This window comes from Candidatus Eisenbacteria bacterium, assembly GCA_016867495.1.
GTDB lineage: Bacteria > Eisenbacteria > RBG-16-71-46 > CAIMUX01 > VGJL01 > VGJL01.
Map to the genome: position 1 here is coordinate 1 of VGJL01000113.1, position 8,290 is coordinate 8,290.

The window sequence follows — 8,290 nt, forward strand, 5'->3', positions numbered from 1 at the left end:
GGCCGAAGGAGGGGGGAGCGACGCATCTGATCCTGGATCCCCTGGACTTCCTGCGGCGGCTCTGATCTCGTTCCCGTATAGCCATCAGGTGCGCTATCACGGGCTTTTCGCGAATCGCAGTCGGATGCGGCGGCGCTTGTCCTCTGCTCCGTCGCGGGAGGATGCCGGCGCTGAGGCCCAGGCGCCTCGCGAGCTGGATCTGCATGCCTCGGGGAGAGTGGGGGGCGAGGGAAGGGGGCCGAGGGCGTCGTCCTCCGGCCGTCGCCGTATGCCATGGGCGCAGTTGCTGCGCCGGCTGTTGCACGTCGATGCTCTCTCCTGCCCTCGGTGTTCGACGGCGGCGAAGTCGATCCCGATGGTTGTGCTCGCTTTCCTGACCGATGCCGATGTGGTGGGCCGGATCCTGCGGCATCTTGGATGGCCGTGGGTGGCGCCCGTCTTGGCGCCCGCGCGCTTCAGTTGCGAGCCTCTGGAGTTTGGTTTGTCAGAGGCAGGGGGTGGTGGAGGTGAGGGAAGCGAGGAGGGTGGAGGCTCCGCGGTTTGCGAGCTTCCCGCTCGGTCGCCGCCTAGACGGAAGAAGAGGGGGTGATCTGCGGGATGCGGAGCCGGATCGGTCGGGTGGCAGGAGCGATCGGCGGAAGGAGGGGATCCGCGGAGCCTGTGGGGCTCATCGGGCGGGTCCGAGGGGCGGAGCCTATCCTGTCGATGTCGGGTGGGGGTGATTTCCTGGGGCCGAGGGCGGACTCGAGCTGCAGGAGGGCAGCGCAGGGGGGCGAGGTGGGCGGAAGCGAGCGCGCCTCATCACCTTGAGCGCTTCTCCCGGGGTCGGTAGAATGGTTCGCGGGTGACCGAAGCGGGGGAAGGCACGATGAAGTGTCCTTCTATGGGCATCGGCTGGCAAGGGTGTTTAGGTCCATCGTTGTGAAGTTTCCATACCTTGCCTCGAGGAGAGAGCGGTCTGCTATCGGCGCGGTTGGCGCTTTGCTCTTACTCATAGCGGGTTGCACAGGCGAGGACGGTGGAACGAAACCCTCCTCGCCTGACACAACCGCGCCGGGAGCGATCACGACGCTGTTGGTTCAATCAGCGACATCTGGGTCACTAACGTTGGCCTGGGAAGCTGTGGGCGATGACGGAATGATCGGCACCGTGTCGCACCACGACATTCGCCTCTCGGTGAGCCCGACCCTGGAGTGGGGGCACATGACGCAGGTCGCTGGCGAACCGGCGCTGAGACACGCTGGGCAGTGCCAATCGTATGTCGTGACAGGATTGGTCGCGAACAGGACCTACTATTTCCGCATCAAGGCGGCAGACGAGGTGCCAAATTGGTCGGCCGTTTCGAATCAGGCAAGTGGGACGACATTAAGCCACTGGCGTGCGTTCGGATCTGGAATGGATGGCCCAGTCGACGCCGTGGTGGTTCACGATGGATATGTCGTGGCAGGAGGGGGGTTCCAGATCGCTGGCGGGATCCAAACCAACGGGACTGCTCGGTGGGATGGCACCGCGTGGAGCGCCCTTGGATCGGGTGTCCGCGGTTGGGTCACTTCCTTTGCCGTTTATGAAGACCACCTGGTAGCGGGGGGGTCGTTCCGTGGAGCTGGAGATAGTGATGCGAGGAGTATCGCTCAGTGGGACGGCGCCGGATGGAGTCCGCTGGGATCCGGACTGAATGGCCGTGTTGAAGCTCTAGCCGTCTATAATGGGTACTTGATCGCGGGTGGGATGTTCAACAGTGCTGGCAAGATCCCGGTGCAGAGTGTCGCTCAGTGGGACGGAGTCGCCTGGAGCCCGCTCGGGTCAGGCGTTGATGGTTACATCGGTGCCATGGTTGTGTACGAAGGCGACCTGATTGTGGGTGGGGTTTTCAGCAGGGCTGGCGGGGTGTCTGCGAATAGCATCGCTCAGTGGGATGGAATCGCATGGAGCGCGCTGGGATCAGGTGTCGATGACCAGGTCGTAGCATTGGTTGAGCACAATGGGGATCTAGTTGTCGGAGGTGCTTTCCGCAGTGCCGGTGGGCTCCCTGTTGGTAACATCGCCTCTTGGAGGGCATCTGTATGGAGCCCGCTGGGCTCCGGGATGGATGGTTTCGTTGGAGCTCTGACCGTCTCCGGTGGTCGCCTAATTGCCGGAGGTACCTTCAGGGCTGCGGGGGGTGTCTCGGCGAACTACATCGCGAGGTGGACGGGAGCTGCGTGGGAGCCGCTAGGGGCCGGGCTTGCGAATGGTTTTGAGATGGGATGGGTTCTCGATCTGACGGTCCACGATGATTGCCTGGTTGCAGGCGGTAGGTTCGTCACCGCGGACGATCTGGTTGTAAGCGGAATCGCCCAATGGTGTGACTAACCCTAATCCTGTCCTTTCTGAATCCCCTGTCCTTGTTGCCTGGCTTGCAGTTGGGCAGAGCTCCGCGGTGGCCTCCCGGCCATGCTTCTTACCTTGCTTCGCGCCCTGATCTCCGTCCTGCAGTCTCAGCTCTGGGTCCTGCTATCGCGCCTTTGGTCGGGTTGGCGGGGTCGTTGGCGATCGTCCAGCCAGAGACCGTCATCCGGTGGCATCGAGAGGGGTTCCGGCTCTACTGGCGCTGGAGGAGCCGATGTGGGAGACCGGGCAGGCCGAAGGTCACCCCCGAGATCCGCGATCTGATCCGCAAGATGTCGGAGGCCAATGCTCTTTAGGGTGCCCCGCGCATCCATGGCGAACTTCTGAAGCTCGGCATCGAGAGCAGCCAGGCAACAGTCTCGAAGTACATGGCGCGTCACCGGAAGCCGCCTTCTCAGAACTGGCGGACCTTCCTCGAGAACCACGCCAAGGAGATCGTCTCGATCGACTTCTTCACGGTCCCGACGGCGACCTTCCGGGTGCTCTTCGTCCTCCTCATCCTGAGCAATGAGCGCCGACGTATCCTTCACTTCAACGTGACCGCCAACCCGACTGCCACATGGACAGGTGATCGGATCGATCCGGCGGGAATGCCTGGATCACGTCATCATCTTCAGCGAAGGGCATCTCCTTCGGATTCTGAGGGACTACTTCACCTACTACCACGGTTCGAGAACTCACCTCGGACTCGCCAAGGACTGTCCAGGGCCGAGGGGCGTCGAGCCGCCTGAGATGGGTCCGATCGAGGCAGAGCCGATGGTCGGTGGCCTGCACCACAGGTCCTTCCGCCAGGCGGCGTGATCCCGGCTTGGGCGCTTCCGGCCACCGTCCAGGACCATCCGTCTTTGTCGCTCTCCCTTTGAGGAACGTGATCGGTCTCCACCGATCTCCCTGCGCGACGATTGGTGGCGGGCCAATCTGGACCCCATCAAGCGGAGAGATCTCCGCGATGTCGCCTCAGATGAAGTTTCCAGAAGGGACAGGGGTTCAGTGATCGGAATCCTCCGGATCAGGCGATCGGAATGACCGGAATACGCAACTTGGCGCTTGACATTGGAACCAAACTGGATGTTACTCCCGTTTGGTAAGACCAAAAGGGAGGACCATCCCGCAATGCCAACGATCGAGCGTGTGCTCCGAATCGAGCTCCCGAGACGGCAGTCCACATTCCTGTGGGGTCCGCGGAAGACGGGAAAGACGACCTATCTACGGTCGGCCTTTCCGAACAGCCTGCGCTTCGATCTGCTGAGCACCGATCTTCTCCTCGAGATGACGAAGCGGCCGGCGTTGTTGCGAGAGCGAATCGAGGCCGCGGACCCCGGGCGGTTGAGGAGTCCCATCATCATCGACGAGGTCCAGAAGGTCCCCGCACTGCTCGACGAGATCCACTGGATGATCGAGAACCGCGGCCTGCGATTCATCCTCTGCGGATCCAGCGCGAGGAAGCTGAAACGGGGGCGGGCGAATCTGCTTGGCGGCCGGGCGTGGCGGCATGAGATGCATCCGCTCGTCTCGCCCGAGGTAAAGGACCTTCATCTCCTGACCGCGCTCAATCGGGGCCTGATTCCCGCGCACTACCTGGATGCGAACTACGAGAAGTCGCTGCACGCCTATGTGCGCGACTACCTCAAGGAAGAGGTCTTCGACGAGGGCCTGACCCGCAACATGCCTGCGTTCTCGCGGTTCCTGGACGCGGTCGGCTATTCCCATGGCGAACTGACGAACTACGCGAACATCGCGCGGGACTGTGGCGTCGACGCCAAGACGGTCAAGGGGTACTACCAAGTTCTGGTCGACACGCTGCTCGGAACGATGCTCGAACCCTACAGGCGGCGACAGGAACGTCAAGTGATCTCCAAGGCAGGGAAGTTCTACCTCTTCGACGTGGGAGTAGCGGGTGCCATCACCAGGCGCCGTCTCGGCGAAGAACGCGGCGAGCTGTTCGGCAGGGCGCTCGAGCACTTCATCCTGATGGAGATCCTAGCTCACCGTTCCTACAAAGGGTTGGACTACGAGGTGAACTTCTGGCGCACCAAGTCCGGGCTGGAGGTGGATTTCGTTCTCGGGCGCGGAGAAGTCGCGGTCGAGGTGAAGGGCGCCAGTCGCGTCGACAACGCGGAGTTCAGGTCGGTGAAGTCGTTCAGGGAGGAGCACCACCCGCGGAAGGCGATCCTCGTCTGCAATGAACGCGCACCCCGCGTGCACGACGGGATCCAGGTTCTACCCTGGCGGGAGTTCCTCCGGATGCTCTGGAGCGGCGCGGTGCTCAAATAGGCGTAGGGTGAAGAAACTCGATCGAGGCGCAACGACAGCGGGCAGTCCCTCGCGAGCCCGATGTGAGTCGGGCGTCCGTGGTAGCAACTGAGGTCATTCCACAGGATCCGCAAGAGACGCCCGGCATCTTGGATGGCCGTGGGTGGCGCCCGCCTTGGCGCCCGCGCGGTTCAGTCGCGAGCCCCTGGAGTTCTCGCGAACTGTGGCATGCCGCCAGGTCGTTCTTGACAGGTCAGCCGCCCCTTGCCTGGCTCGCTTTCGGGAGCGCTATCCGGTCATTTCCGCTCGCCGACGAGCCAGCGCATCTCGTTCAGGGCAAACTGCGCGTTGTCGAGACCTACCTGGTTCATGCCGAACTTGTACGGCTCGACACCCGGGCGCCGGATCACCTGCGCGGCGAGCATGGCCGCCTCCCCGAACGGGGCATGGTCGGCGATCAGGAGCAGCCCCCCTCCGTCGCTGACCCAGGCATGCACCGCCTCGACCTCCTCCGGTGTGAACGCGGGAAGACTAGCGGACGAGTCCTCTGCGCCACCTAGCGCGTTCGCGATCACGAGCACATCCGGATGGAACGCCGTGTCCGCGACCTGCTCGACCTGGGCGTCGGCGGTGAAAGTCATGGCCGCAAAGAAGAGTCCCGCCACGGTCACGCTTCGGGGTACGATCAGCTTCCGGTGGAACGAACGGATTCGCATGCTCCTCTCCTCCCGTGCGCGCTCGAGGTCACCTACCTCGGGAACGAGGGCTATCTCATCGGGATGGGGGATAGCAAGGTCCTCATCGACGGCCTGTTCAGATCCGACCACTACGCTTGCCCCTCCGAGGAGACGATCGAGGCGATCGTGGGGAGATTCCTGCGGGGCGATCCAACGGTCACGTTCCTCGCGAACACGGCCACCTGCGGCAGGCTCGAGGGAGAGGATCTCGCCGGCCGGAGGCGTCAGGATATCGACCTCACGCGCGAGGGCGAGACCATCCGCTTCGGATAGAACCGCCCGGCTCGTCGTGACTGGCGCAGCTGAACGATGGTCAGGACTGACGAGGCATCACGCCAACCGCAAGAGAGTCAGCGCGGGCGACATTCGTAGGGAAGACACCCTCTCCTCGGGAAAGCGGAAAAGTCCCCGACCTGCGCCGCATCCCCAAGCGCACAAGGCTCGAGTCCCGGAGCCGATTCAAGTCCGTGGAATCGCCCGTCGATAAGGAATTGGACGAACGGGATCTACTCTTACGAAGGAGACGGGAATGTCGCGCTCTTGGTTCCTTCCGTTCATGCCCCTGATCGCCGTAGCTGTAATCTCATCAATCTCTTGCACGAAGTCACCCACGGAAGAGCCTGCCGACGATCCCGTTACGGTGAGCCTGCTGGGGCCCAATACCCTGATCGATTCGGTCCTGGTGAACGGGGTCAAGGCCGACTACGTTGCCGACTTCATCGAAAGCGGCGAGCTCCCGGCACCTGAAGTGGAGATGGCCTCCCAGATCATCAGGGGAACCGCCGTGACGGCCATGATCTATCCTGCCGTGCCCTACAGGCATCTCAGAGTCGGTCTATCCACGAAACCGGGAGGGTACTTCAGAGCCTCAGTTCCTGACTCCGACGCCACCGGATCCATCAACGCGGTTGTCGTCCTTTCCAATAGCGGCGGCTATGGGCAACTTCCGATGGTCTTCGTCGGCGAGACCGATTCGGGCAACACCCAGGCCAAGCTGATGCGGTTGACCGTCAACACGCAGGCTCAGGGGTCGCACTTGTTGCAGGTCAGCTTGAACTGGTCCTCGCCGGTGGACATGGACCTGCACGTCACCACGCCTTCAGGAGAGGATATCTACTACGGGCGCAAGGAAGGTTCCTTCGGCGGAGTGCTGGACCTCGACTCCAACGCGGGATGCGCAATCGACAACATCAACAATGAAAACATCACATGGGCCGAAGTCCTTCCCCTTCTCGGTGAGTACCAGGTGCGTGTGGATCTGTGGTCAGCCTGCGAATTCACGAGGAGCATCCCTTATGTGGTTACGGTCCGGACGTGCACGCAGGACAAGCAGTTCTTCGGCAGCTTCGATCCAGCCGAAGCGGATTACGGCGGCGACGGCGCCGGCGTCTATGTGACGTCGATCGAGTTCGGCGATCCCTCGGAGAACTTCATCCTGACGATGGCCCGCGCCGCTGATCCCTCGTGCACATCGGGCTACCTTATCGCGAATGGCGACACTCTCTGCTACGCCGTTGAACGTCCCTGGGAAGACGAAAGTCAGAACCTCAGTTCGATTCCTGCGGGCGCCTATTGCACGACACTCCGCTACGACGAGGCGGACCATTGGACTCTCAGCCTGAGCGACGTGCCCCGCCGGCGGGCGGAGGTTGTCGTCCATCTCGGAAACGAGACGGATCCCGCGAAGGGGTGCCTCCTGGTCGGAACGCGTCCCGGAGACGACAGCTGCACTATTCAAGACAGCACGGCAGCCTATGGAAGCCTCAAGAACGCCTTCTACGGCCGCGCTGACTCTCTGCCGCAAACTGACAGAGCCATCATCTTCGAGATCAGGGACGCCGAAACCGACTCGCGTCCGCTGGCGACCGCGGCGCCGTCCGCGCCTGACCCATCAGCGGGGTACAAGCTGGCGCGCAGCAAGCGATAGGTACAGCCGACGGAGAGATGTGGGTGATGTAGGGGGGCGAGAGGCGTCGTCCTCTGGCCGTCGTCGCGTGCCGTGGGCGCAGTTGCTGCGCCGTCTGCTGCACGTCGGTGCTCTCTCCTACCCTCGGCGCTCGACGACAGCGAACAAGGCGGTTTACTGGGTCGAGAAGTCGCAGGCCCAGACGTCTCTAGCGCTGTAGGATCCAATCGCCGGTTCGAATTCCGGCGCGTTTGCAAGATCGTTGGTAGTTGTCGGGTTGCAGGCGTAAGGCGGCGTTCTCTAGAGCCAGGGGGGACTGCCCACCGACCCGTCCCCTCGGATAACGCGCGCCTCGGGTAGACAGCTCCAGATTAGAAGACGTCTAACCTATTCCCGCCCTTCGACTCGCGGCCGCGTGCCCCGGGCCGGGCAGGCGGGTGGAATTCCCCAACCGCCGGCGCCGGACGATCGGGTCTCCCCCCGGCGCGGCGAATCTGCTAGAATGATTGAGTCGAGCACGCCCAGGGACGTCCCGACCCCGGACGCCGCCTGGCGACGCAACAGAAGGCTGACCACCAACTAAGGGCACTTCGGAGCGATCGCATCGGTCTCGAGGTCGCGCCGTTTCGAATTGAGGAGGAATCGATGTCGCAGGGTCGTCGCTGGATTCAGGCCGGGCCCCGTAGGCGGTTGCTGGCGTTTGGTGCGCCGGTGCTCGCCCTCGCTGGGATAGCGGCCATTGTCGCTCTGTCGGTGCCCGGTCGCGATGGCGAGGATAGTCTCGTGCAGCGGCGGATGGCGATGGAGATGCCCCCGCTGGACACAGGGATCGCCCAGGTGGTGCACGCCACCTTCGTAGGGGACAGGCGGCCGTCGCTGGGCCAAACCGCGGAGATGCGTCTCGTGTTGACCTCCGCCGTTTCGGATCTTGAGGTGTCGGCGAAGTTCAATGCCCCTGAAGACGGCGAACTGACCGGCGGCCTGGCGAGCTGGAACGGGAAAATGG

General features: G+C 63.0%; 5 protein-coding genes and 1 pseudogene. 5 read left to right on the forward strand and 1 reads right to left on the reverse strand.

What is annotated here, in order from left to right; genetic code table 11:
* The first annotated feature begins 2,831 nt into the window (after nucleotides 1-2,831).
* Together FJY88_09835 and FJY88_09840 are read left to right on the forward strand one after the other, a co-directional pair.
* Nucleotides 2,832-3,189 (forward strand): annotated as a pseudogene (locus FJY88_09835) (hypothetical protein).
* A 312-nt stretch (nucleotides 3,190-3,501) separates the two neighbouring features.
* Nucleotides 3,502-4,662: an ATP-binding protein gene (locus FJY88_09840; protein ID MBM3287631.1), complete on the forward strand. Its 1,161-nt coding sequence runs from the start codon at nucleotides 3,502-3,504 to the stop codon at nucleotides 4,660-4,662.
* Nucleotides 4,663-4,937: 275 nt separating this feature from the next.
* On the opposite strand, the gene FJY88_09845 is transcribed toward FJY88_09840, so the two are convergent.
* Nucleotides 4,938-5,357: a hypothetical protein gene (locus FJY88_09845; protein ID MBM3287632.1), complete on the reverse strand. Its 420-nt coding sequence runs from the start codon at nucleotides 5,355-5,357 to the stop codon at nucleotides 4,938-4,940.
* Between FJY88_09845 and FJY88_09850 the strand changes: the two genes are divergently transcribed.
* The 3 genes from FJY88_09850 to FJY88_09860 all read left to right on the forward strand — a co-directional run.
* Nucleotides 5,337-5,651 (forward strand): hypothetical protein, encoded by a 315-nt coding sequence (locus FJY88_09850; GenBank protein ID MBM3287633.1) that lies wholly within the window; start codon nucleotides 5,337-5,339, stop codon nucleotides 5,649-5,651. The two genes, FJY88_09845 and FJY88_09850, sit on opposite strands and share 21 nt — an antisense overlap.
* Before the next feature lie 367 nt (nucleotides 5,652-6,018).
* The gene (locus tag FJY88_09855) at nucleotides 6,019-7,305 is read left to right on the forward strand and encodes a hypothetical protein (protein MBM3287634.1); all 1,287 of its coding nucleotides are present in this window, start codon (nucleotides 6,019-6,021) and stop codon (nucleotides 7,303-7,305) included.
* Nucleotides 7,306-7,929: 624 nt separating this feature from the next.
* On the forward strand, nucleotides 7,930-8,290 hold a 361-nt coding region (locus tag FJY88_09860; protein ID MBM3287635.1), incomplete at its 3' end, for a hypothetical protein.

What these genes read in the sequence shown, in the direction of transcription:
- FJY88_09840 (MBM3287631.1), top strand. Translation starts at nt 3,502, where the DNA reads ATGCCAACGATCGAGCGTGTGCTCCGAATCGAGCTCCCGAGACGGCAG.
- FJY88_09845 (MBM3287632.1), bottom strand. Translation starts at nt 5,357, where the DNA reads ATGCGAATCCGTTCGTTCCACCGGAAGCTGATCGTACCCCGAAGCGTG.